Annotated in this window: 22 protein-coding genes; 14 read left to right on the top strand and 8 right to left on the bottom strand. The window is 46.8% G+C overall.

What is annotated here, in order from left to right:
- A partial coding sequence (locus ICN21_RS01345) for an IS3 family transposase (protein WP_216176193.1) occupies positions 1 to 95 on the top strand: 95 nt, incomplete at its 5' end.
- 67 nt (positions 96 to 162) lie between these two features.
- On the opposite strand, the gene ICN21_RS01340 is transcribed toward ICN21_RS01345, so the two are convergent.
- From ICN21_RS01340 to fabI, 6 genes are all read right to left on the bottom strand, one after another.
- Positions 163 to 1,152: a tripartite tricarboxylate transporter substrate binding protein BugD gene (locus ICN21_RS01340; RefSeq protein ID WP_215296694.1), complete on the bottom strand. Its 990-nt coding sequence runs from the start codon at positions 1,150 to 1,152 to the stop codon at positions 163 to 165.
- A gap of 97 nt (positions 1,153 to 1,249) precedes the next feature.
- Positions 1,250 to 2,095, bottom strand: coding sequence for a CoA ester lyase (locus ICN21_RS01335; protein WP_216176191.1), 846 nt, complete (start codon positions 2,093 to 2,095; stop codon positions 1,250 to 1,252).
- Positions 2,096 to 2,114: 19 nt separating this feature from the next.
- Positions 2,115 to 3,491: an MmgE/PrpD family protein gene (locus ICN21_RS01330; protein WP_216176189.1), complete on the bottom strand. Its 1,377-nt coding sequence runs from the start codon at positions 3,489 to 3,491 to the stop codon at positions 2,115 to 2,117.
- 42 nt (positions 3,492 to 3,533) lie between these two features.
- Entirely contained in the window at positions 3,534 to 4,409 is an 876-nt protein-coding gene (locus ICN21_RS01325) for a MaoC family dehydratase N-terminal domain-containing protein (protein ID WP_216176187.1), read from the bottom strand.
- A gap of 32 nt (positions 4,410 to 4,441) precedes the next feature.
- Complete coding sequence (gene chrA / locus ICN21_RS01320; protein ID WP_216176185.1) at positions 4,442 to 5,773, bottom strand: chromate efflux transporter; 1,332 nt, start codon at positions 5,771 to 5,773, stop codon at positions 4,442 to 4,444.
- Positions 5,770 to 6,555, bottom strand: coding sequence for an enoyl-ACP reductase FabI (gene fabI / locus ICN21_RS01315; RefSeq protein ID WP_215296699.1), 786 nt, complete (start codon positions 6,553 to 6,555; stop codon positions 5,770 to 5,772). The genes chrA and fabI overlap by 4 nt, the downstream gene beginning before the upstream one ends.
- Positions 6,556 to 6,605: 50 nt before the next feature.
- On the opposite strand from fabI, the gene ICN21_RS01310 reads away from it, so the two are divergent.
- From ICN21_RS01310 to ICN21_RS01290, 5 genes are all read left to right on the top strand, one after another.
- Positions 6,606 to 8,474, top strand: a complete 1,869-nt coding sequence (locus ICN21_RS01310) for an extracellular solute-binding protein (protein WP_216176183.1) — start codon at positions 6,606 to 6,608, stop codon at positions 8,472 to 8,474.
- Between the two features lie 11 nt (positions 8,475 to 8,485).
- Positions 8,486 to 9,550: a microcin C ABC transporter permease YejB gene (locus ICN21_RS01305; RefSeq protein WP_216124252.1), complete on the top strand. Its 1,065-nt coding sequence runs from the start codon at positions 8,486 to 8,488 to the stop codon at positions 9,548 to 9,550.
- Positions 9,547 to 10,572 carry an ABC transporter permease gene (locus tag ICN21_RS01300; protein WP_216176181.1) on the top strand — a complete coding sequence of 342 codons (1,026 nt, stop codon included), beginning with the start codon at positions 9,547 to 9,549 and terminating at the stop codon, positions 10,570 to 10,572. The genes ICN21_RS01305 and ICN21_RS01300 overlap by 4 nt, the downstream gene beginning before the upstream one ends.
- Positions 10,569 to 12,203: an ABC transporter ATP-binding protein gene (locus ICN21_RS01295; protein WP_216176179.1), complete on the top strand. Its 1,635-nt coding sequence runs from the start codon at positions 10,569 to 10,571 to the stop codon at positions 12,201 to 12,203. Before ICN21_RS01300 ends, ICN21_RS01295 begins: the two co-directional genes overlap by 4 nt.
- A gap of 148 nt (positions 12,204 to 12,351) precedes the next feature.
- The gene (locus tag ICN21_RS01290) at positions 12,352 to 13,005 is read left to right on the top strand and encodes a C40 family peptidase (protein ID WP_216176177.1); all 654 of its coding nucleotides are present in this window, start codon (positions 12,352 to 12,354) and stop codon (positions 13,003 to 13,005) included.
- A gap of 27 nt (positions 13,006 to 13,032) precedes the next feature.
- Here ICN21_RS01290 and ICN21_RS01285 read toward each other — a convergent pair whose 3' ends face one another.
- Positions 13,033 to 13,866, bottom strand: coding sequence for a patatin-like phospholipase family protein (locus tag ICN21_RS01285; protein WP_370624036.1), 834 nt, complete (start codon positions 13,864 to 13,866; stop codon positions 13,033 to 13,035).
- A gap of 235 nt (positions 13,867 to 14,101) precedes the next feature.
- On the opposite strand from ICN21_RS01285, the gene scpB reads away from it, so the two are divergent.
- The 8 genes from scpB (at position 14,102) to typA (ending at position 24,623) form a co-directional block, all read left to right on the top strand.
- The gene (gene scpB / locus ICN21_RS01280) at positions 14,102 to 14,809 is read left to right on the top strand and encodes an SMC-Scp complex subunit ScpB (protein ID WP_216176175.1); all 708 of its coding nucleotides are present in this window, start codon (positions 14,102 to 14,104) and stop codon (positions 14,807 to 14,809) included.
- Between the two features lie 6 nt (positions 14,810 to 14,815).
- Complete coding sequence (locus ICN21_RS01275) at positions 14,816 to 16,582, top strand: pseudouridine synthase (protein WP_216176173.1); 1,767 nt, start codon at positions 14,816 to 14,818, stop codon at positions 16,580 to 16,582.
- Between the two features lie 173 nt (positions 16,583 to 16,755).
- Entirely contained in the window at positions 16,756 to 17,247 is a 492-nt protein-coding gene (gene rimP / locus ICN21_RS01270) for a ribosome maturation factor RimP (protein WP_216176171.1), read from the top strand.
- Positions 17,244 to 18,725 carry a transcription termination factor NusA gene (gene nusA / locus ICN21_RS01265; RefSeq protein ID WP_071465019.1) on the top strand — a complete coding sequence of 494 codons (1,482 nt, stop codon included), beginning with the start codon at positions 17,244 to 17,246 and terminating at the stop codon, positions 18,723 to 18,725. The genes rimP and nusA overlap by 4 nt, the downstream gene beginning before the upstream one ends.
- 13 nt (positions 18,726 to 18,738) lie before the next feature.
- A complete protein-coding gene (infB, locus tag ICN21_RS01260; protein ID WP_216176169.1) occupies positions 18,739 to 21,477 on the top strand; it encodes a translation initiation factor IF-2 in 2,739 nt (912 codons plus the stop codon).
- Between the two features lie 10 nt (positions 21,478 to 21,487).
- Positions 21,488 to 21,856: a 30S ribosome-binding factor RbfA gene (gene rbfA, locus ICN21_RS01255; RefSeq protein ID WP_215296709.1), complete on the top strand. Its 369-nt coding sequence runs from the start codon at positions 21,488 to 21,490 to the stop codon at positions 21,854 to 21,856.
- 2 nt (positions 21,857 to 21,858) lie between these two features.
- A complete protein-coding gene (gene truB, locus ICN21_RS01250) occupies positions 21,859 to 22,770 on the top strand; it encodes a tRNA pseudouridine(55) synthase TruB (protein WP_216176167.1) in 912 nt (303 codons plus the stop codon).
- 35 nt (positions 22,771 to 22,805) lie between these two features.
- A complete protein-coding gene (gene typA, locus ICN21_RS01245; protein ID WP_215296711.1) occupies positions 22,806 to 24,623 on the top strand; it encodes a translational GTPase TypA in 1,818 nt (605 codons plus the stop codon).
- 65 nt (positions 24,624 to 24,688) lie between these two features.
- Here typA and ICN21_RS11050 read toward each other — a convergent pair.
- On the bottom strand, positions 24,689 to 24,854 hold a 166-nt coding region (locus tag ICN21_RS11050), incomplete at its 5' end, for an IS3 family transposase (RefSeq protein ID WP_255534160.1).

Here is a 24,854-nt window from a genome sequence, read left to right as displayed (position 1 = left end):
AATATATCCACTACTACAACCATGATCGAATCAAGCAAAAACTAAAGGGATTGAGCCCGGTGCAATACCGAACTCAATCCCTTGTGCTAACCTAACTAAACTGTCCAACTACTGGGGGTCAGTTCATGTAGCTGGCTTTATTCATAGACAAGGGTGAACTGCTTAGTCTGCGTAAGCTCCAGCCTTACGAATCACAGGACCCCATTTATTGATTTCGGCATCGAGATGATCTTGCAATCCTTTTGGAGTTCTCTTCGCTGGTGAAACGATTTCAATATTGGACTCTGCTAAGCGGGCTTTGACTTCTGGATCGTTCAACGCAACGTTCAGTGCCTTGTTAATCTTATTAACAACTGCAGGAGGCGTGCCCTTGGAGACATACATACCATGCCAAACTTTCACTTCGAAACCTTTAAGACCTTGTTCATCCAAAGTAGGAATGTTCGATAGAGCTGGCAGACGCTTCGGTGTTGTCACACCATAAGCTTTAACCAAGCCATCTTTAATGTAGGGAACAGTCTGTGTAGTCTGATCACAAAGGAGGTCTACTTGCCCACCCAGTAAATCTGTTAGAGCAGGACCAGTTCCCTTGTAAGGTACGGTGGTTAATTCAACACCTTCACGTGACATGAATAAGAGGCCGCATAACTGAGACACTGCACCAGGACCGGCATTTGCCAAAGTGACTTTATCTTTATTAGCCTTAATGTAAGCCTCTAACTCTTTAAAGTTATTCGGTGGGAAATTCTTACGACCTAAGAGCACCATGGGTACATCTACTACTTGGCCAATGTATTCAAAATCCTTCATTGGATCAAAGTTTAATTTTTTGTACAAAGCTGGTGCGGTTGCCATACCCATGTGGTGAATAAATACGGTGTATCCATCTGGAGCAGAACGTGCCACCCTGGTTGCAGCAATCGTGCCGCCAGCACCAACGGTATTTTCAACAATGACCGTTTGTCCCAATTCTTTGCCCATTGGTACGGCAATCAGACGCGCAACGGCGTCAGTTGGACCACCAGCAGAAAAGGGTACAACAAGCGTAATCGGTTTATTTGGGTAAACATCTGCACTCAATGCATTGCCAGCGAGTAGTGCTGAAGCAGCCATTGCGCAGAAACCAGTGAAAAGTGATTTACGTAATTTCATAGTTAGTCTCTAGTGTTAGTTATTAAAAACGTTGGGGTGCAGATTTGTTAAAAGCTATTTTGCCAGTTTTTTTGATAAAAATGAGTTTTGCTGGGGATTAGTGTTTACCAGCAAGCGCCAGTGTTCTTTGGGCCAATAGGACCACTGGGCGATCAATCATTCTGCCATCCAGCTTCACAGCACACCCTTTTGAGGCATGATCTGCTTCGATCACTCTCTGGGCCCATCGAATTTCTTCTTCAGTGGGCATAAACGCAGTCTGAACAATAGCCACTTGCTTAGGATGGATACACAGTTTTGCGCCAAAGCCCATCCGTTTCGCTCTTTCAGCATCGTCAGTGATGCGAGGCAGATCATCGGTTGAGGGTGTCACCCCATCAATTGGAGGGGCAATTTGGGCCAAGCGGGAAGCTAAAACGATTTGATAGCGAGCCGTTTGCAGTTCGGTTTCTTGGGGATCACAGATCATGCCCAAGTCAGCTTGTAAGTCAAGATTGCCTAGGGCAAGACGGAGCACTTGATTGGCGGTGGATATTTCTCGGAGTCGGTCTAAGCCAATCGCTGTTTCAATCATGGGAATGATGGCGGTGTTCGGTAGCACTTGGGCTGCACCATTGATTTGATCAACGGACTCGCTCTTGGGAATCAGTAAGCAGGCTACTTGTAATTCCTGGGCAAGAATCAAATCAGCGGAATAAAACTTGGTTCCCGGAGAGTTGGTGCGAATCACAAGACGCTTCTTTTGTTCAGCTGAAAACTGCGGCCAAGCAGTGCGGATTGCATTACGAGCCGTCTCTTTATCTTCTTCTGCTACAGCATCTTCTAGATCTAAGATAACCCCATGAGCACCGCTATCCAGGGCTTTGATAAAGCGCTCAGGGCGAGTGCCTGGCACAAATAAAAAGTCACAACTAAAGCCTAGCGGGGTATCAAGTGGATTCATGAAAGTCTAAATTTGGGATTTAATTGTTAGGAAGTAAAGAGCCCATCTTGGCCTGTTTGCGGATATTCCACAAGAGATCAATTGCTTTACTCATCTCAGCTGGATGAGCTCCACCACTAAAGGTGGCTAAGCGCATTGCCTTATCGGTGATTTCAGCGCGTGAAAGGGTATTGCCAGGATCGCCTTTGGGTTCATCAACGCGACCATCAAGAACTTGACCATTATTTAAGTGGACTTTGACTTTGCCAATCCAACGTTGGGGATAAGCGCTATCCACTTCGGGATCGAGCGTCATTGTGACGCGATCTCTAAACAAGCAAATCGCTTCATCATGGAAGTGTTCATCGAATTCTTGTAAGCCAGCAAACTGATAGTGTGCAATGAGTGCTAATACAGTGCCCATAGAAAACTTCGATTGATGCACTGTTGCAGGATCGGTCACTGGACCCAAGACATCAATTGCACCTTGGTGTACTAAAGTTTCCACTTTAGCGATATCACTAGGTTTGAGTTTGTTGGCAAGCATGACTTGCAGAAGAGCATCAGCAGCAGGATGGGTATGGCGACAAGAGGCATGATATTTAAAACTCGTTTCTGCTAAAGCCCAACGACTACCTAAGCGGTCCACTAATTTACTTGGATCTGCATCGCTAGACATGCCAGCGGCTAAACCTTGTTTGCCTTCTAGGATATGATGTGCGCCAGTAAAACCAGCTTGTGCAATATAGGCCGACATTAAGCCAGTGGCGGCAGCGTGTGCCGTATGCAATTGCTTAGAGTCTGCGGCATCGCGTAAAAATTCCCAAAGACCTGCCGATTGAGTGCCTGCAGAACCAAAAGCATTAAGCATTTTTTCAGGGTTGAGTTTGAGTAAACGACCGACAGTAGCAGCTGCTGCAAGCGTACCTGCAGTACCCGTAGTGTGAAAAACTTTGTAGTGTGAGCGGCCTAAAAATTCTCCAACCCGAATGCCTACTTCATATCCTGCTACTGCGGCAACCAGCATATCTTCACCAGAGGCCCCAATCGCTTGCGCACAGGCTAAGGCTGGGGGAAAAACTACGGTAGCCGGATGAAAGACTGAGCCATTGTGAACATCATCTTGCTCTGCTACATGTGAGGCCGCAGCATTCGCCATCGCTGCTAAGAATGGGCTCGAGGTTTTACGATTGATCAGGATTTCAGAAGGGCCAGTATGAGTAGCATCAAAGCCACCCATATTTAGGGCGAACTGGGTAATCGTTTCTACAGGGCGCGAACCCTTACCCGCGATTGCAGATCCAAACCAGTCTACTAAAAGATCTTCTGCGCGACTAATCACATCGTTAGGAATATCAGCAATTTTTAGATTGCTAGCAAAGCTTGCTAATTCACGAGATAAATGTTCATTACTCATCGGGGTGCGGCCTCAAGTTTTCTTTTTTAAACGACTGTCTTATTACGCAAGAACAGCGGTAGCTTGCATCGTGAGCCAGCCTTCGTGGTCTTGTGCCCATATTGCAAGTGTTTTGCCAGAAGGATCTTTTTCTAAATCAGGCTTAGCACTAACTTTAAAGAGATTGATATCAAAGGTAGGGCGTATCGCGCGGAACTCAAAGCTCTTTAACTTGCAACCAGGAATACTCTGACGCACAAGATCAACCAAGAGTGTCGCAATCAACGGGCCATGAACGATCAAGCCTGGATAGCCTTCCACTTCGGTAACGTATTGACGGTCGTAATGAATGCGGTGTCCATTAAAAGTCAATGCTGAGTAACGAAACAGGAGAACATCATCGGGAGTAATCGTTTTGCTCCACTTGGCATCGGTAGGCGCCGGTGTTGGTGCCACCGGTTTGTCATCAGGACCAGGCGCAGCACGATAGACGATGTCGTGTTCTTCAATGATGGCTAAGCCTTGTTGATTTGAGACTTCATGTTTCACCAAAACAAAAATTAAATCACCAGTACGACCTGCTTTATGAGTAACGGATTCAATTTTCGAAACACGCTGAATCTCATCACCGACGCTAATAGGCTCTAGCCATTGAATACGACTGCCAGCCCACATCCGACGTGGCAGAGGAACGGGTGGTAAGAAGCCGCCACGCTTGGGGTGGCCATCAGGACCAATTTCAGACTGTCGTGCATGAGGTAAAAAATAGAGCCAATGCCATAGTTCAGGTAGGAAGCTGCCCTTACTGGGTTCGGGATCAGGCCTATCTAGGGTTGCTGATAAAGCGCGCACTGGCGCGGCAGTGACGGTGTCAGATAGAGACTCCGTTTTACCGAGCCACTCTTGAAGATGGGTGATGGTTTGAGGTTCGATTCGCATAACTTCTATTATGCCAATCTTAGGAAAGAATCTTAGTGGATCAAAATAGCGGAAAAGTGGATCAACAGGCCCGCTAAGGCCGAGCCACCCAATACGGTCATCACCCCTTTTTGGAATTTAAACAGGGCTATCGCTGCCAAGCCACAAATTAGCATAGAGATCCAAGAGATGGCGCCACCTAGACCATGGGGTAAAAATACGTGATAAGCAAAAAAGAGACCAAGATTGACGATCACGCCAACCACTGCTGCTGTAATCGCCGTGAGAGGTGCTGTAAAGCTCATCTTGCCATGGGTTGATTCCACCAAGGGTCCACCAACCAAGATGAAGAAGAAGGATGGCAAGAAAGTAAACCAAGTAGCCACAACTGCCCCTAGTGCACCAAACCAAAATGGACTGCTATTGCCAATGAGGTGCTGAATATGTCCAGCGAGGTAACCAACAAAAGCAACAACCATGATCAGTGGTCCCGGCGTCGTTTCACCAAGAGCCAAACCATCAATCATTTGGTTGGCACTTAACCAATGAAATTGATCTACTGCACCTTGGTAGACATATGGCAACACGGCATAAGCGCCACCAAAAGTCAGAAAGGCTGCCTTTGTAAAGAACCAAGCAAGATTGGGAAAGAGCGTTTTCCAATCAAAGATAGCTATCAAGATGCTCATCGGAAGTAGCCAGCAAGCAAAGGCAATGGCGCTATGAACTAAAGTTTTTTGATAATGAAATTGAGCATGCGCTGGGGTAGGGGTGTCATCATCAATGATGGCCTTGCCGTAGCTTTTCACTGCTTTGTTGTTATGACCGCTTTGCTGAAAGTATTCTGGGTAACGCTTGCCGCCCCAGTAACCAATAGCGGCAGCAAGCAAAACAATGATAGGGAACGATAAGTTTAAAATAAAGATTGCTAAGAATGAACCCAATGCAATCCATTGCAACGCTTGATTGTGAATCGTACGTTTGCCAATACGCACTGCTGCATGCAAAACAATAGCAGTGACCGCCGGTTTGATGCCAAAGAAAATCGCAGCGATCCAAGGCACTTGTCCATAGGTGAGATATACCCAAGACAGGCCAATCAAAATCAATAGCGAGGGCAATACAAATAGGGTGCCAGCCAGAATGCCGCCCCAACTACGATGCATTAACCACCCAATATAGGTAACTAGTTGCTGGGCTTCGGGGCCAGGCAAGACCATGCAATAGTTCAGCGCATGTAAAAAGCGCCGCTCAGAAATCCAGCGACGCTTCTCTACTAACTCTTGATGTAGGACAGCGATTTGTCCTGCGGGCCCTCCAAAACTAATAAAGCCTAACTTAGCCCAGAATTTGAGGGCTTCGCCTAATGAAACCGAACTACTCAAGCGTCTTCCATTCCACCAACGACTTGGCTAAAGCCGTTATCAACATAGATGATTTCAGCGGTAATACCGTTGGCTAAATCCGATAACAAGAAAGCAGCGGTATTGCCAACATCATCAATCGTGACGTTGCGACGCAGTGGTGCAGTTTGTTCAACCGCTTCTAAAATTTTGCTGAAACCTTTAATGCCAGAAGCAGCCAAGGTTTTGATCGGGCCAGCAGAAATACCATTTGCACGAATACCCTTAGGACCAACAGAGCCAGCGAGGTAACGCACGGAAGCTTCGAGGGATGCTTTGGCTAAACCCATGGTGTTGTAGTTGGGAACATTCTTCATTGATCCAAGGTAGGTCAATGTTAGCAATGAAGATTTATCGCGCAGCATTGGCAATGCTTCCTTAGCCATTGCTGGGAAACTGTAAGCAGAAATATCATGAGCAATCTTGAAGCCCTCGCGCGAGAGGCCCTCCAAAAAGTCACCAGCAATCGCTTCACGTGGGGCAAAGCCAATCGCATGGACAAAGCCATCAAATTGAGGCCAGGATTTGGCTAGATCTTTAAAGAGGGCAGAAATTTGCGCATCGCTACCAACATCACAGTCAAAAATGAGTTCGGTATTGAATTCTTTTGCAAAATCGACGATTCGGTCCTTAAAGCGTTCACCCACGTAAGTCAGGGCAAGTTCAGCGCCTTCGCGATGGCAGGCCTTGGCAATACCATAGGCAATAGAGCGGTTGGAGAGGAGGCCGGTAATGAGGATTTTTTTGCCGGAGAGAAAGCCCATGATGTGTCCTTTACTTCAAATATGATTTGCTATCTACAATTGTTGCATATATGTCAGCTCAAACCCCTTTTCGCCAAATTGCTCATTTCTTGCTGTTAGCCCTGCTAGTTGGGGTTGGCAGCAATATTGCGCAAGCGGCGCAAGGTATAGCGCAGTACGGTAAGCCGAAGTACGCAGATGGATTTGCCCATTTTGACTATGTCAATCCCAATGCCCCCAGAGGCGGCACTCTGACTTTGCCAAACCCTGGGCAAAGAACAAGTTTTGATAAGTTCAATCCATTCACCTTGCGGGGTGTCACGGCTCCGGGAATAGATTTGATGTTTGAATCCCTCGCCGAGGGTAGTGCGGATGAGGTATCTAGTATTTACGGCCTACTTGCTGATGATATTGAGATAGCTAAGGATCGTCAGTCAGTCACGTTTCGTATTCGTCCAGAAGCCAAATTTTCAGATGGCAGTCCAGTATTAGCGGCAGATGTAAAACATAGTTTTGACACCTTGATGAGTGGCCTTGCACATCCTCGCTATAAAACGACGTTTGCTGATGTGAAACAAGCAGTCGTCATCTCAGATCGAGTAGTACGGTTTGACTTTAAGAACAACAATACTGAATTGCCGATCATGGTAGGAACGCTGCCCATTTTTTCTCGTAACTGGGGAAGGCGTCCTGATGGCAGCATGATTGCTTTTGATAAGCTAGCCTTTGACGCACCGATTGGCAGTGGCCCCTATCTGATTGAGTCCTTTAAGGCGGGGAAATCGATTGTCTTTAAAAGAAACTCGCAGTATTGGGCTGATCAACTTGCAAAGCCATTAAATGTGCGGGTGGGTTTCTATAACTTTGATCGCGTGCTCTACAAACTTTATAGTGACGATGCTGTGCGACTCGAGGCATTCAAAGCAGGGGAGTTTGATGCTCTGGTGGAATATCGCGCCAAGATTTGGGCGAAGGGTTATGTCGGTTCTAAATTTGACAATGGCACACTCTTAAAGAAGGCCTTCATTAACCATAATGGCGCAGGTATGCAGGGCTTTGCCATGAATGTACGTAAACCGATTTTTCAAGATCTGCGCGTGCGGCAAGCATTAGGCTTAGCTTTGGATTTCGAGTGGTTGAATCGCCAAATATTTTTTGATCAGTACGGTCGTATTAATAGCTTCTTCACTAATAGTGATTTAAGCGCAAACTTCGATGGTCCCCGTAAACCCACAGAAGCAGAACTCAAATTACTCAAACCGCTCAAGGCGAAATATCCACAATGGGTGCCAGATGCCGTATTTGGTCCGATGCCATTACCACCATCAACCAAGTCACCGGGTAGTCTTCGTCAAAATCTGCGTCAAGCTCGTGAATTACTCATGCACGCTGGCTGGCAGTATCGTGACGGTGCTTTGCGCAATGAAAAGGGTGAACCGTTTCGTATGGAGATGGTGGAGAACGGCGGTTTTTTCTTGAGAATTCTCTCTGCTTATGGTCGCAACTTAGAAAAGTTGGGTATTCAGCTTGATATTCGTACAAGCGATTTTGCCTTGTACCAAAAGCGCATGAATGAATATGACTTCGATATGACAACCACTCGCTTCCCAGATTCTCAGAATCCTGGTAATGAATTGTGGGATCGTTTTGGTAGCCAGGCTGCCAAAGAAAAGGGTTCAGACAATATCATTGGCGTGCAGTCGCCAGTCTTAGACGCTTTAATCGAAGAAATCACTAAGGCGCAGAATCGCGAAGAGTTGCGTGCTGCTTGCAGAGCGCTCGATCGTGTACTGTGGAATAGCTATTACGTGATACCGCAGTGGTACAACCCCACTCACCGAGTTGCCTTCCGCAATGAGATGCGCTACCCAGAGCCTCCTTTGTATTACCAGGCAGAACCTTGGATCATGCAAAACTGGTGGAAAGAGGGGGCTAAATAATGCAAGGACAAATGCGCGCCTATATTTTTAAGCGTTTGTTACTCATGATTCCAACTTTGTTGGGTGTCTTGACCTTAACCTTTGCAGTGGTTCAGTTTGTGCCGGGTGGTCCAGTCGAGCAAATGGTATTGGAACTTAAGGGTAAAGGTGATGCAGCGGTTGGGGGTACAGAATCTTCTGGTGCTGGAGCGACCTATCGTGGACGTCAAGGTATTGATGCGCAACGCTTAGAAGAAGTCAAAGCCTTATATGGTTTTGATAAGCCACCACTCGAGCGTTACTTCATGATGTTGGGTCGCTTTGCTAGATTTGATTTAGGCGACAGCTATTACCAGCATGAGAGTGTTTGGCGTTTAGTAATTTCTAAGTTGCCGGTATCAATCAGCATTGGTTTGTGGACATTCTTTATTACCTATTTAGTTTCTATTCCATTGGGAATAGCCAAAGCAGTGCGTGATGGTTCTCGTTTTGATGCGGTGACTAGCACCATGATCTTAGTAGGCTATGCCATTCCAGGTTTTGTCTTAGGCGTTCTTTTATTGGTGATCTTTGGTGGCGGTAGTTTTCTGCAAATCTTTCCCTTACGAGGGCTGACCTCCGATAACTGGAGTGATTTGAGCTTCATTGGTAAGGTGATGGATTATTTATGGCACCTAGTGTTACCAATTACCGCTTCGGTATTGGGTAGCTTTGCAGTGGTGACGATGTTGACCAAGAACTCTTTCTTGGAAGAGATTCGTAAACAGTATGTATTGACTGCAAGAGCCAAAGGCCTCACGGAAAAGCAAGTGCTTTGGAAGCATGTGTTTCGCAATGCGATGTTGCCCTTAGTCACCGGTTTTCCAGCAGCTTTCATTGGTGCCTTTTTTACGGGATCTCTCTTGATCGAAACCTTGTTCTCGCTAGATGGTCTTGGTTTGCTCTCTTATGAATCCGTGATGCGCCGTGATTATCCAGTGGTCTTTGGCACTTTGTATCTCTTTACCTTGATTGGCTTATTTACGAAGTTGATCTCTGATCTTTGCTACGTCTATGTTGATCCTCGCATTCAATTTGGTGCTGGAGGCGGGTCATGAGCCGTTGGCAGCGTTTTAGAAGTAACCGCAGAGGTTATGCCAGCCTGTGGATCTTTCTGATTCTCTTTGGTCTTTCTCTGGGTGCCGAGCTCATTGCGAATGACAAGCCTCTATTAGTGCGTTATGACGGCCACTTTTATTTTCCAATAGCAAAGAATCAGGCTGAGACTGTCTTTGGTGGAGACTTTGCGACGCCAACGGATTTCTTGGATCCTGATATTCGTCGCAATATTACGAGTGATGGCAATTGGGCGATCTATCCACCGATTACTTATAGCTACGAGACGCTGAATTATTTTTCTCAAGTTCCTAATCCAGCGCCACCGTCTTGGCAAAACTGGTTGGGTACCGATGATCGTGGACGCGATGTACTCTCGCGTCTCATTTATGGTTTCCGACTATCAATTCTGTTTGGTTTAGCACTCACGATTGTGGGCGTGAGCGTCGGCATTATTACTGGTTCTCTAATGGGTTTTTTCGGCGGTAAGTTTGACTTAATATCCCAGCGTTTGATTGAGATTTGGTCGGCAATGCCTGAGTTATATCTGCTGATCATCTTCGCCTCAATCTTTAATCCCAGCGTTTCGCTACTTATCATTTTGTTAGCGGCATTTGGTTGGATGGGTTTATCTGATTATGTCCGTGCAGAGTTCTTTCGTAATCGAGCCCTTGAGTATGTGCGGGCTGCGCGGGCATTGGGCCTCACGAATCTACAAATTATGTGGCGCCATATTCTGCCCAATAGTTTGACACCGGTGATCACCTTTTTGCCGTTCCGAATGAGTGCTGCCATTTTGTCGCTGACGAGTTTAGATTTTCTTGGTCTGGGTGTTCCACCGGGAACGCCTAGCTTGGGTGAGTTACTGTCACAGGGCAAGGGTAATTTGGATGCATGGTGGATTTCGCTCTCCACTTTTATTGTCTTGGTGGCCACATTACTGTTGCTGACCTTTATGGGTGAAGCGCTGCGTGATGCGTATGACTCTCGCAAAGCTGGCCTGATGAGTGGAGGTCGCTCATGAGTTTGCTGCGCTATGAAGACCTTTGTATTTCTTTTGGCGCTGGGCGCCGTGAAAAGTTTGCCGTTAATCATCTCAACTTAGAAATTGGCATTGGTGAGAGAGTAGCCTTAGTAGGCGAGTCTGGCTCAGGAAAAACCTTAACTGCGCTTGCCCCTTTGCGGCTAGAGCCTGAGGGCGCTAAAGTCTCTGGAAAAATTCTGTGGAATCAAAAAGATGAAGGGATAGTCGATTTGTTGTCCTTGCCCATAGAAGATATTCGTGAGATCCGTGGTCGTGAAATTGCCATGGTGTTTCAGGAGCCGATGACGGCACTGAATCCTTTATTTACCATCGGCAATCAAATTATTGAAGCAGTGCAGATTGATCAGCCCCTCATTACTAAGTCTGACAGCATAGATGCAGCGATTGATCTCCTTAAAAAGACGGGTATCCCGGAACCCGAGCGCCGCTTTCATTCCTACCCACATCAACTATCTGGCGGTCAACGTCAGCGTGCCATGATTGCGATGGCATTAGCTTGTAAGCCACGTCTGTTGATTGCAGACGAACCAACTACTGCGTTAGATGTCAGTTTGCGTTTGCAAATTTTAGATTTGCTAAAAGAGTTACAAGAAGAATCTAAAGAAGATGGTGGCATGGGAATTTTATTGATTACCCATGACCTCAATCTTGTAAAGCACTTTGCTGGACGTGTGGCCGTCTTGAATCAAGGCAACTTGATGGAGTCTGGGCCAACTAAACAAGTGTTTAATCATCCGACCGATCCTTACACGCGCGCTTTAGTGAATAGCGAGCCTGTTCGCGAACTCGCACCGGTGATGCCATTAGCGCCCGTACTATTAAAGACGGAAGAGTTATCTGTCGCATACCCAAGTTCAGAGTCGACGTCTTGGTTTAAAAAAGCACCTCCCCATAAGGTCTTGAAAAAAGTCAGCTTTCATTTGAAGCAAGGCCAGACCATTGGCGTCATTGGTGAGTCGGGTTCAGGTAAGACTACTTTAGGTATGGCCGTGCTTGGTCTGTTAGGAGATTCTGCAGCGCAAGTAACAGGTGATGTCGATGTGCTTGGTAAAGATTGGCAAACACTGAAGCCGGTAGATCGACGTGCGATGCGTTCTAGCCTGCAAGTGATATTTCAAGATCCCTTTGGTTCGCTTTCACCGCGGATGAATGTGATGCAAATTATTGCGGAGGGTTTGGATGTTCACCATCCGAACTTATCGCCAGCCGAGCGTGAATCTCGTGTGGTCGATATGCTCAAAGAAGTAGGCTTGGATCGCTCAGCGTTAACTCGCTATCCGCATGAGTTCTCTGGAGGTCAACGGCAGCGTATTGCGATTGCCCGCGCTTTGATTTTGCGGCCGCAGATATTGGTCTTGGATGAACCTACATCCGCATTAGATGTTTCGATTCAGAAACAAGTGCTCGCCTTACTTTCAGAATTGCAGAAGAAGTACAACTTGGCTTATTTGATGATTAGTCATGACTTAGCAGTCATCCGCGCCATGTCTCATGAGGTGATGGTGCTCAAAGAGGGTAAGGTGGTTGAGTTTGGCGACACTGAGACCTTGATCAAGCACCCCAAACAGGTTTACACCAGAGAATTATTTGCGGCTGCCGAACTGACTTAGTTAGAGCCTAAAACCCTATTCTATGGGCTATTTTGGTGCATTTGACCCGCATTCATGCACCAAGTTCTGAAAAATCATCCATGTAAACAAAGACTTAAGACTATAGTCAAGGCTTGGTTAAATAAGGGTTCTTTGTTAAACTGGTTCGATGTCACTAAAAAAAGCGCTACTTTCACAAATCTTGGGACTAGCCCTGGGTTTGACCATCTCTGTATCTGCAAATGCCGCAGATACCGTGGTGGTAGCTGACGCACCAACTGAAGCAGTTGTTCCAAAAGAAAGTATGTTTCAAGCTGGTAGGGCTTATATCTCTCGAGTGTCTGACCGATTAGCGGATACCGTGACCGGAAAATCTGAAGAGTTGATTAATCGCGCTATGGAAGTGATTGGTGTGCGTTATCGCTGGGATGCTGAATTACCTCAGTCTGGTTTGGACGGTAGTAGTTTTGTTGGTTATGTTTTCAAAGACAAGTTGGGCTTCTTGTTGCCACGCAAGTCAACGCAAATGAGTCGGGTTGGTAAACCGATTGGTCGCGATGAGCTGCAACCAGGTGACCTTGTATTTTTCAACACGATGCGTTTAACTTTTTCTCATGTGGGTATTTATGTTGGTGACAATAAATTTATTCACTCACCATCCAAAGGCACCAGTGTTCGTGTCGACGATCTAGGTAGCCTGTATTGGGATAAACGTTTTGACGGTGCCCGTCGTCTAGATGGCAGTGACAATCTCAATGATGCCGAGCGTCAAGAGTTGTTAAACGAAGTCAAGAATCTCAAGCGTAAGTCACGCAGTCTCTAAAGTCCTCCCTTTCAGGGCTTTACCTACTTAGCCTTTCAGCTTTTCCTTAATCAAAGCCATTTGTTCTTGGCTTGCGACTTCGCCAGCCAAGATGGCTGCATTTCTGGACTTGAAATCGCCACTACTCATTTGCTTCAGTTGCGGAGTAATCACGATATCGGCACTCTTGAGTTCATATTGATTAATGCTTCTTTGCATAATCGAAATGGTTTGTTGTAACACTCCAAAGGTGCCACTGGCATCTTGATGGACTGGCTCTGAAGAGATGTTCACTGCAATCACTAGAGTAGCTCCCATTTGTCGGGCATAACTTACGGGCACGGGGGCTACTAGACCGCCATCCAGATATTCCTTGCCGCCAATCAGAGTGGGTTGGAAGACTCCAGGTACGCTACACGATGCGCGCACTGCTTGGCCAGTATTGCCTGTACGAAATAAAACACCTTTGCCTGATTGCAATTCAGTGGCGACAATTCCTAATGGAATACGCATCTGTTCAATGGCCTTGTTTTGTACTTCTCGATTTACCATGTTTTGCAGGGCATCACCTTTAATCAGTCCGCCAAAACGTCCCGCAAATGGCAGCCCCCAGTCTGCAATCGTGGCTTCATCGAGATTGAGGGCTAGGCGATTGAGATCATTACCAGTGGCGCCAGAGGCAAGCAGGGCAGCAATGACGCTACCGGCACTGCTGCCAACCACAATATCGGGGCGGATGCCTTGAGCCTCTAGGACCTTGATTACCCCAATGTGGGCAAATCCTCTTGCTGCACCAGCACCTAAAGCCAAGCCAACTACTGGCTTTTTTGTTCCCATGATGCCGCACGAGCTGAGGGCTCCAGCACTGAATAGGGCGCCCATACTGATGCCAAGGCCCAATAAGTGGCGTCGTTCAGGAGAAACTAGGCGTTTTGATGAAATATTGTGCATATGGCTATTGTATTGAGCCTACCTTATAATGGATTCACGGTGAACGAAAAGGACTTCGTTGTAGCGCGGGCATATTCCCTAACTAGAAATTATGAGATGGATTGTCCGTAGTCGCTAGAAAACACCAAAACCCATTACTGATATACATTTTTATAGCCTATTCAGGATGATTCCTGACAGCCCGAATTTTATGGACGATCACAACAAGCGCGTTATTGAAACAGCCCTCCTGTGCGCGCAGGAGCCACTCACGGTTGCTGACCTGTCTCGTCTATTTGTCGAGGACATCACTACTGCTGATATTGATGAGACATTGCTTGAGTTGCAGCGCGCTTGGGACAATAAAGGCATGGAGCTGGTACATATTGCAACTGGCTGGCGCTTCCAGAGTCGTTTATCGATGCGTGAGTATCTTGATCGCTTAACGCCTGAGAAGCCACCGAAGTACTCCCGTGCAGTGATGGAGACCTTGGCAATTATTGCCTATCGTCAACCAGTCACTCGTGGTGAGATTGAAGAAATTCGTGGTGTTGCTGTGAGTAGCAACGTGATGAAGCAATTAGAAGACCGTGGTTGGGTGGAAGTGATTGGCCATAAAGATACGATTGGCCGCCCTGGTTTGTATGCCACTACTAAACAATTTTTAGACGACTTGAGTCTGACTAATCTTCAAAGCCTACCTATGTTAGAGGATGCAGCGCCAATGGCTGCTGCTGAACAATTAGGTCAGGTTGTCATGGAATTTGATCCTACTGCCACAGTAGAAACCGTTGTGATTGAAGAGTCTGAAGAAGTGGTAGTTGAAGAAAGCTCCGAAATCATCGCTGAAGAAGTTACCCCCGAGTCTGAAAATCCATCAGACGAAACAAAATAATCATTAATGACAAGTTCTAACGAAAACGATTCAACTCCAGTAGTACCTGCAGCAACGCCATCACATACTGGTACAGGTTCTTCTCATGCAGAAGACCCTCAGGGTGAGGGAGGTGAACGCCCGACACGAGATGATCGTGGCCCACGTCATCCCCGTCGCGCTGGAACAGGTAAGCACCCTTTTAATAAGAAGCGCCCCTTCAATAAGGACAAGCCTCGTCGTGAAGGTGAGACCTCGCAAGGTCCGCGTGAAGGTGGTGGCAATCATGCGGCTAAGTTAGCCCCAAATCCTGCAGACGTGGAAGCATTGTTTGCTTCGGTGGTGTCTGGTGAGTTTGATGCAGCCCTTGATGCGCCAGAAGCATTAGAGGTTAAAAATTCAGATGGTTTCAATGAGAATGAAATCTCTCATCAAACAGGTGCCGAGCGTCGCGCACAACGCGCACATGGTGCTCGCGAGGATGAAGATCCAGATGCGCCTACTGAAGAAGAGATGAGCAGTTTGCAGTTTACAAACATCGATGAATTGCCTCTCAGTTTGCGTGATGAAGTATGGTCTGACCTCGATGGTTTAGATGATGATGCTGATGACGAAGATACCGTCAAGCTCCATAAAGTGTTAGCAGATGCTGGCATGGGCTCACGCCGTGACATGGAAGATTTGATTGTGCAAGGGCGCGTATCAGTTAATAGTTTGCCTGCACATATCGGCCAACGTATTGGACCTACAGATCAGGTGCGCATTAATGGCAAGCAAGTGCATCGTAAGATTCAAACGAAGCCACCACGCGTCATTTTGTATCACAAGCCTGCTGGCGAAATCGTAAGCCAATCTGATCCAGAGGGTCGTCCAACCGTATTTGATCGCCTACCAAAGCCTCGTCAAGGTCGCTGGATCGCAGTTGGTCGCTTGGACTTTAATACTGAAGGCTTGTTATTGTTCACCACCTCTGGTGAATTGGCTAATCGTTTAATGCATCCGCGTTATGGTGTGGAGCGTGAATACGCAGTGCGTATTTTGGGTGAGCTAAGTCAAGACAACACTGCACAATTAAAAAGTGGTATCAAGCTCGATGATGGTCAAGCACGATTTTTACGGTTAGCAATGGGTGGTGGCGATGGTGCAAACCGTTGGTATCACGTTGCTTTAACAGAAGGTCGTAATCGTGAAGTGCGCCGCATGTTTGAAGCAGTAGGTCACACGGTTTCTCGTTTGATTCGGACACGTTATGGCATGTTCCTTTTACCTCCACGTTTAAGGCGGGGAAAATGGGAGGAAGTTGAGGCCGGTGGCATCTATAACTTGATGAAGTCTGCTGGCTTAAAAATGCCACAGCCGCAAGATAAGAGTCGCAATCCAAATGCTGGTGGACAAAGTCGTAATCCTGCTAGCGCAGATTTCCAACCCGATCCAATGCAAACCTCGGTTTCTTATTGGGGCTCACGCGATGCTTTAACCCTAGCGAGTGGTCATAACGGTCTGACTCACCAAGGTAGGGGCGGCAAGCCTGGCGGCGGTGGGTCTGGCGAAGGACGCGGTCCTTTCCGGGGTCGCACCCAAGGTGGTCGACCTGGTCAAAGCGGTGGTCAAGGTGGCCAGGGTGGAAATGGCCAAGGCCGCAATAAAGGCAAAAAAGTACACCATGGTCAATCTGCATTTGTGACCGCCAACCCCCAAAGCCCTGGAAATGGGCCTAAGCGCGGCACACCAAAAGGGCGAAAACCTTTTAATAAGGGCCCTAGAAAGCCCCGAAATCCTGGCGAAAGCTTCTGATTTCTAACAGTTTTCTCTAAAAATCAGCTATAATTTTGGTCTTGCAGCACAAACATGCTGCAAGTGTTGTTACCGACTGATGTTGCGATCAACGTAAGTCGGCCTGTTCTGAATTTCGAGAATATGGGCTTTGAAGCCCATTTTTTTTTGCCGTTTTGGTTTGAAGGGAAGTTGTGAGGGATCAGAAGATCATCTCTGCAGAGTTGGAGAACTTGGGCTACACGCTAGTCGATATTGAGCGTGAAGCTGGAGGATTACTGCGCGTCACAATTGAAAACCAGGATTACGAGCGTTTGATTACTGTTTTGGATTGCGAGAAGGTAAGTCATCAATTGAGTTACACCTTGCCGGTAGAAAACATTCCTTATGAGCGTTTGGAAATTTCTTCCCCAGGCCTGGATCGTCCCGTAAAGACAGCAGTTGATTTTGAGCGCTTCACTGGAATGGAAGTAGATTTGAAGTTGCGTGTTGCTGTTGGTAGTCGTAAGAATTTTCGTGGTGTATTGCAAGGTTTGCTGAGTGGTGAATTGAATTCACCGGATGCGAAATTTGGTTTGGTATTTGAGGGTGCTGATGGTCAGCCCTCTCAATTGGAGTTTTCTTTGGCCGAGGTCGATAAGACTCGGTTGGTCCCTGTTATTGATTTCAAAGGAAGAAAGTCATGAGCCGAGAAGTTCTCATGTTGGCAGACGCCCTAGCGCGTGAAAAGAACGTTGATCAAGCCATTGTGTTTGAGGCGCTTGAAATGGCGTTGGCATCAGCCACTAAGAAGCGTTACGCAACTGAAGATGTGGATATTCGTGTATCTATCGACCGTGAGTCTGGTGAATACGAAACCTTCCGCCGTTGGTTGGTGGTTCCTGATGAAGCCGGTTTGCAAGAGCCAGATAAAGAGATATTGCAATTTGAAGCCAAAGAGCAAATTCCAGATATGGAAGTAGGCGACTATATTGAAGAGCAAATCGAATCTTTAGCTTTCGGTCGTATCGGTGCACAGGCTGCTAAGCAAGTCATTTTGCAACGCATTCGTGATGCTGAGCGTGAACAGATTTTGAATGATTACCTCGAGCGTGGTGAAAAAGTCATGACCGGTACCGTTAAGCGTGCTGATAAGAATGGTTTGATTATTGAATCTGGCCGTGTTGAGGCATTACTCCGTCGCGATCAAATGATTCCTAAAGAGAATTTGCGTTCTGGTGACCGCGTACGTGCATACATCCTCAAAGTGGATCGTGAAGCCCGTGGCCCACAGATCGAACTGTCCCGCACTTGCCCAGATTTCTTGATCAAGTTGTTTGAGAACGAAGTTCCAGAGATGGAGCAGGGCTTGTTAGAGATTAAGGGCGCTGCCCGTGATCCTGGTATCCGCGCAAAGATTGCGGTGGTGACTTATGACAAGCGTATTGACCCAATCGGTACATGCGTTGGTGTGCGTGGTACACGCGTTACTGCAGTGCGTAATGAAGTGGCTGGCGAAGCAGTGGATATCGTGTTGTGGTCTGAAGACCCAGCGCAGTTTGTGATTGGTGCTTTAGCACCAGCACAAGTATCTTCAATCGTAGTGGACGAAGAGCGTCACGCCATGGACGTGGTGGTCGATGAAGAAAACTTGGCAATCGCCATTGGCCGTAGCGGACAAAACGTTCGTTTGGCAAGTGATTTGACTGGTTGGCAAATCAACATCATGACTCCTGAAGAGTCTGCTGAGAAAACTGAAAAAGAAGCTTCTTCCGTACGCCAGTTGTTTATGGACAAATTGGACGTAGACCAAGAAGTGGCTGATATTTTGATTGAAGAAGGCTTCAATACATTGGAAGAAGTGGCTTATGTGCCATTGTCTGAAATGTTAGAAATTGATTCATTCGATGAAGATACTGTGAATGAGTTGCGTACCCGCGCACGTGATTCCTTGTTGACGATGGAGTTAGCAAAAGAGGAGCGTATTGGCGAGGTGTCACAAGACCTACGCTCCCTAGAAGGAATGACCACAGAATTGATTGCTAAGCTTGCTGACAATCAAGTACATACCCGTGACGACCTTGCTGAACTGGCTGTTGATGAGCTAGTTGAGGCGACACAAATTGACGAAGAAACTGCGAAAACGCTCATCATGAAAGCGCGCGAACATTGGTTTACTTCATGAGAGGAAGTAGTACATGGCAACAACAACAGTAAAAGTACTCGCTAAGGAACTGAAAAGAACTGCGGCTGACCTCTTGGATCAATTGAAGGCAGCCGGGATCGATAAAGGTTCTGAGGATGACAGCATTACCGATAAGGACAAAACTGCCCTGCTCGAGTATTTGCAAAAAGCACACGGCAATACTGAAGCAGGGGCTCGTAAGAAGATCACTTTGATCAAGCGCGAGAACTCTGAGATTCGTCAAGCAGACTCTGCTGGACGTACTCGTACTGTGCAGGTTGAAGTTCGTAAAAAACGTGTGCTAGTAAAAGCAGGAGATAAAGCACCTGTAGCTGAGGAAACTCCAGCAAAATCAGCTAAAGCAGCTTCGCCAACTAAACCAATTTTGTCAGAAGAGGAATTGGAAAAACGCGCCGCTGAAGCCACACGTCAAGCCGAGCTATTAGCTCGTCAAGAAGCAGAGATGAAGGCGGCTGAAGAAGCGCGTCAAAAAGAAGCTGCTGCTCCTGCTGAGGATGACAGCAAAGCTTCTGACGCTGCAGCTGTTGAGAAAAAAGCAAAGGCAGATAAAGCTGCAAAAGAATTAGCTGCCAGCAAAGAAAAAGAGTTGGCGGATATTCGTTCACGTCGTGCAACTGCTGAGGCAGAAGCCTTAGCCATTCGTGACATGATGAGTGCGCCTGCTCGTGTCCTGAAGGCTCCAAGCGAGATTGCTGCTGAAGATGCGAAAAAAGGGACTTTACATAAGCCTGCTAAAGCTGAAGGTGCTGAAGATAAGAAAAAATCACCCGCTAAAGTTGGTGGCAAAACGATTAAGTCTTCCGAGACTTCATCTACTTGGCAAGAAGAGGGCGCTAAAAAACCAGGCGGTCTGAAGACCCGTGGCGATACCTCTGGTGGTGTGGGTGGTTGGCGTTCAGGTGGCGGTCGTAAGAAGCAGCGTCAAATCGCTGAAGCGAACGTCGATACCAACTTCCAAGTGCCAACTGAGCCAGTAGTGCGTGATGTGCATGTTCCAGAAACGATTACCGTGGCTGAGCTTGCTCACGCTATGGCAGTCAAGAGCGCAGAAGTCATTAAGTTATTGATGGGTATGGGCCAAATGGTTACCATCAATCAAGTGCTGGACCAAGATACCGCGATGATCATTGTTGAAGAGATGGGTCATAAAGCCCACGCTGCAAAATTAGATGATCCGGATTTAGATATCGGTACTGACGGTCATGATGCTGAATTGTTGCCGCGCCCTCCAGTGGTGACTGTGATGGGTCACGTTGACCACGGTAAAACTTCTTTGCTCGACAAGATTCGCTTAGCAAAAGTCGCCTCTGGTGAAGCTGGTGGTATTACTCAGCATATCGGCGCATACCACGTAGAAACTCCGCGCGGCATGATTACTTTCCTAGATACTCCGGGTCACGAAGCGTTTACCGCAATGCGTGCACGTGGTGCTAAGGCAACTGATATTGTGATCTTGGTAGTAGCTGCAGATGACGGTGTCATGCCGCAAACTAAGGAAGCGATTCACCATGCGATTGCTGCTGGCGTACCTTTGGTGGTTGCCATCAATAAGATCGATAAACCAGAAGCCAATTCAGAGCGTGTGAAGACTGAGTTAGTGGCTGAACAAGTGGTTCCTGAGGAATACGGTGGCGATGTGCCATTTATTCCCGTGTCTGCCAAAACGGGCGAAGGTATTGATGCCTTGTTAGAAAACGTTCTTTTACAAGCCGAAATCTTGGAACTCAAGGCACCTAAAGATGCTCCTGCACAAGGTCTCGTCATTGAGGCGCGTTTGGATAAAGGTAAAGGTCCGGTTGCAACGGTATTGGTTCAATCGGGCACACTTAAGCGTGGTGATATGTTGCTAGCGGGTTCTACCTTTGGTCGTGTGCGTGCCATGTTGGATGAAAACGGCAAACCCTGTAATGAAGCTGGCCCCTCTATCCCAGTGGAGATTCAAGGTTTATCCGAAGTTCCAGCTGCTGGCGAGTCAGTTCAAGTGGTTCCTGATGAACGTAAGGCGCGTGAAATTGCACTCTTCCGTCAAGGTAAGTTCCGTGATGTGAAGTTAGCTAAACAACAAGCATTCAAACTCGAAACCATGATGGAAAATATGGAAGAGGGCGCGATTGAAGCGAAGTTGTTGCCATTGATCATCAAAGCTGACGTACAAGGTTCTCAAGAAGCTTTGTCACAGTCCTTAATGAAGCTTTCTACACCAGAAGTCAAGGTACAAATCGTCCATGCTGCTGTGGGTGGTATTACTGAAACTGATGTGAACTTAGCGGTTGCCTCTAAAGCGGTCATCATTGGCTTTAACTCCCGCGCCGATGCAGCAGCGCGTAAGTTGGCTGAGAATAATGGTGTCGATATTCGTTATCACAACATTATTTATGATGCAGTGGATGAAGTGAAACTCGCCTTGAGCGGTATGTTGACTCCAGATAAGAAAGAAGAGATCACTGGCTTGGTTGAAATTCGTCAGGTCTTCTTGGTATCTAAGGTTGGCGCTATTGCAGGTTGCTTAGTTGTTGACGGTATCGTTAAACGTACATCAAGTGTGCGCCTCTTGCGTGAGAATGTCGTGATCTGGTCTGGCGAATTAGATTCGCTCAAACGCTTTAAAGATGACGCAAAAGAAGTTCGTGCCGGTGTTGAGTGTGGCTTGTCATTAAAAGGCTATAACGACATTAAAGAAGGCGATCAACTAGAAGTATTTGAAGTGACTGAAGTCGCTCGTTCACTCTAATTGATTGACTATGCATAAGACGAGTCCGCATCGTAACCAGCGTCTTGCTGATCAGATTCAGCGAGACCTGGCTGAGTTAATTCCTCGCGAGTTGCGCAGCCCAAGTCTAGGTTTAATTACTTTGCAAAGTATTGAACTCTCACCTGATTTGGCACATGCCAAAGTCTTCTTCACAGTGTTAGGTGCAGAACCAGAGCATGCTCTGAAGGCTTTGCAGGAAAAAGCGGGTTACTTGCATTCTTTATTGTTTAAGCGTTTGCATATTCACACTGTGCCAACTTTGCACTTTCACTATGACAGCTCAGTAGAGCATGGCATAGAAATGTCTCGATTGATCGACCAAGCTCTAGAGAGCGATCATCAAGATGAGAATAAATAAACATGTCCACGCGTATCGACGGCGTTGTATTGCTAGATAAACCCGCAGGCATGAGCTCTCAGGGGGCGGTAACCGCCGTCAAACGCGCATTCAACGCAGAGAAAGCAGGTCATACCGGTACCTTAGATCCCATGGCTACCGGATTGCTGCCGATTTGCTTGGGTGAAGCCACCAAATATTCTCAAGACTTACTGGAAGCAGACAAAACGTATATCGCTCAAGTGAAGTTTGGCTCTCGCACTGACACTGGTGATGCTGAAGGCTTAGTCATAGAAGAATTGCCATTACCTACTTTTGAAAATGAAGCGGCGATTCAAAACGCATTAGATGGATTGCTAGCAAAATTTACTGGCCTCATTACACAAATACCGCCGATGTATTCTGCATTAAAACGCGATGGCAAGCCTTTATATGAATATGCTCGTGCTGGTGTTGAGCTTGAGCGTACTCCGCGTGAGATTACGATTCACAAGATTCGCTGGACTAATATTCAATGGCCGGAAGCTACTTTAGAAGTTTCTTGCAGCAAGGGTACTTATATTCGTGTGCTAGCTGAAGATCTTGGTAACACTTTAGGTTGTGGCGCTCATTTAGTAGGTCTACGCAGAACCGAAGTAGGTCACTTAAGTCTTGAGCAATCGTTTACGATTGAATCGATTCAACAGGCTTTGCACGATAGCTCTAACTACATCCTCCCAGTGGATGCGCTCTTGCAGACTTTGCCCCATCTGACGGTAGATGAGCAACAAGCTAAACGTTTAGAAATGGGCCAGCGGGTTCCATTAAACCTGGCTTCCATTGAAGCTTTAGTTCGTATTTATCGCACTACAGCTGCGCCCCATAACTTTATTGGCACTGCTGATTGGCGCTCTGGAGTATTGCATCCTAAGCGTTTGATTTCGCAGGCAACTTAACCTTTTTTACTTATCTTTAACCTTAGAAGCTTCACATGACTAAACGCGCACTTCGTAACATTGCCATCATCGCCCACGTTGACCACGGTAAAACTACTTTGGTTGACCAACTCTTGCGTCAATCTGGCACATTCCGCTCTAATGAAAAAATGACCGAACGCGTCATGGATTCAAATGATCTTGAAAAAGAACGTGGCATTACTATTTTGTCCAAGAACTGTGCAGTTGAATATGACGGCACACATATCAACATCGTCGATACCCCTGGACACGCAGACTTCGGTGGTGAAGTAGAGCGCGTACTCTCGATGGTGGATGGCGTATTACTCTTGGTGGATGCGGTTGAAGGTCCAATGCCTCAAACCCGTTTTGTCACCAAGAAAGCCTTGGCTTTAGGATTAAAGCCTATCGTGGTAATCAACAAGGTTGACCGCCCAGGCGCACGTTGTGATTATGTGATCAATGCAACCTTTGAGTTGTTTGACAAATTAGGCGCTACTGAAGAGCAGCTAGACTTCCCAGTCGTATTTGCATCTGGTTTGAATGGTTATGCCGGTTTGACTGATGATGTCCGCGAAGGGGATATGCGCCCATTATTCGATACCGTACTCAAACATGTTCCAGTGCGCGATGACAATCCTGAAGGTCCTTTGCAATTACAAATCACCTCTATTGAATACAGTACTTACGTCGGTAAGATCGGTGTGGGTCGTGTAAATCGTGGAACAGTGAAGCCATTGATGGACGTAGTCTTTATGGATGGCCCTGATGGCACTCAGCGTAAGGGGCGTATCAATCAAGTATTGAAGTTCCGTGGCTTAGAGCGTGAATTAGTAGATGAAGCGCAAGCGGGCGATATCGTATTGGTTAATGGTATTGAAGACTTGGCTATTGGTACAACCATTTGCGCACCAGACGTGCCAGAAGCATTGCCAATGCTCAAGATTGACGAGCCTACCCTGACCATGAACTTCATGGTCAACACTAGCCCATTAGCTGGTCGTGAAGGCAAGTTTGTAACAAGCCGTCAGATTCGTGAGCGTTTAGACCGCGAATTAAAATCCAACATGGCATTGCGTGTTAAAGATACTGATGATGACACGGTATTTGAAGTGTCTGGTCGCGGTGAATTGCACCTCACCATCTTGGTAGAGACGATGCGCCGTGAAGGTTACGAGTTGGCTGTTTCCCGTCCTCGCGTGGTGTTCCATGAAGAAGACGGCGTCAAGATGGAACCATATGAAAACTTAACAGTCGACCTTGAAGACACCACACAAGGTGCTGTCATGGAAGACTTAGGTAAGCGTAAAGGTGAATTACTCGATATGGTGAGCGATGGTAAAGGCCGTACTCGTCTTGAGTACCGCATTCCTGCACGGGGCTTGATTGGCTTCCAAGGCGACTTCATGACCATGACCCGTGGTAACGGTTTGATGAGCCACACTTTTGACTCTTATGCTCCGGCAAAAGAAGGTATCTTGGGCGAGCGCCATAACGGCGTACTGATTAGTCAAGATGACGGCGAAGCAGTTGCTTATGCTTTGTGGAAGTTGCAAGACCGCGGCCGTATGTTTGTGAGCCCTGGCGATCCTTTATATGAAGGTATGGTGATTGGTATTCATAGCCGTGATAATGATTTGGTTGTGAATCCCATTAAAGGCAAGCAATTAACTAACGTTCGCGCCTCTGGTACTGATGAAGCAGTGCGCTTGGTTACTCCAATTGCTATGAACTTAGAGTACGCAGTGGAGTTTATCGATGACGATGAATTGGTTGAAGTCACGCCTAAGAGTATTCGGATTCGTAAGCGCTACCTCAAGGAGCATGAGCGTAAAAAAGCATCACGCGAATAAGCTCGCTCAAATGAAGTAACAAAAGCCACCCGAATGAACTGACCCCCAGTAGTTGGACAGTTTAATTAGGTTAGCACAAGGGATTGAGTTCGGTATTGCACCGGACTCAATCCCTTTAGTTTTTGCTTGATTCGATCATGGTTGTAGTAATGGATATATTCCTTTAACTCGGTTTTAAATGATTGAACACTTTCAAACTTCTTTTGGTAAAAGAACTCCGTCTTCATAATG

The organism is Polynucleobacter sp. AP-Feld-500C-C5, from assembly GCF_018882265.1.
GTDB lineage: Bacteria > Pseudomonadota > Gammaproteobacteria > Burkholderiales > Burkholderiaceae > Polynucleobacter.
The sequence above is the reverse complement of the archived record's forward strand: the minus strand, read 5'-3'. Positions and strand labels throughout refer to the sequence as shown.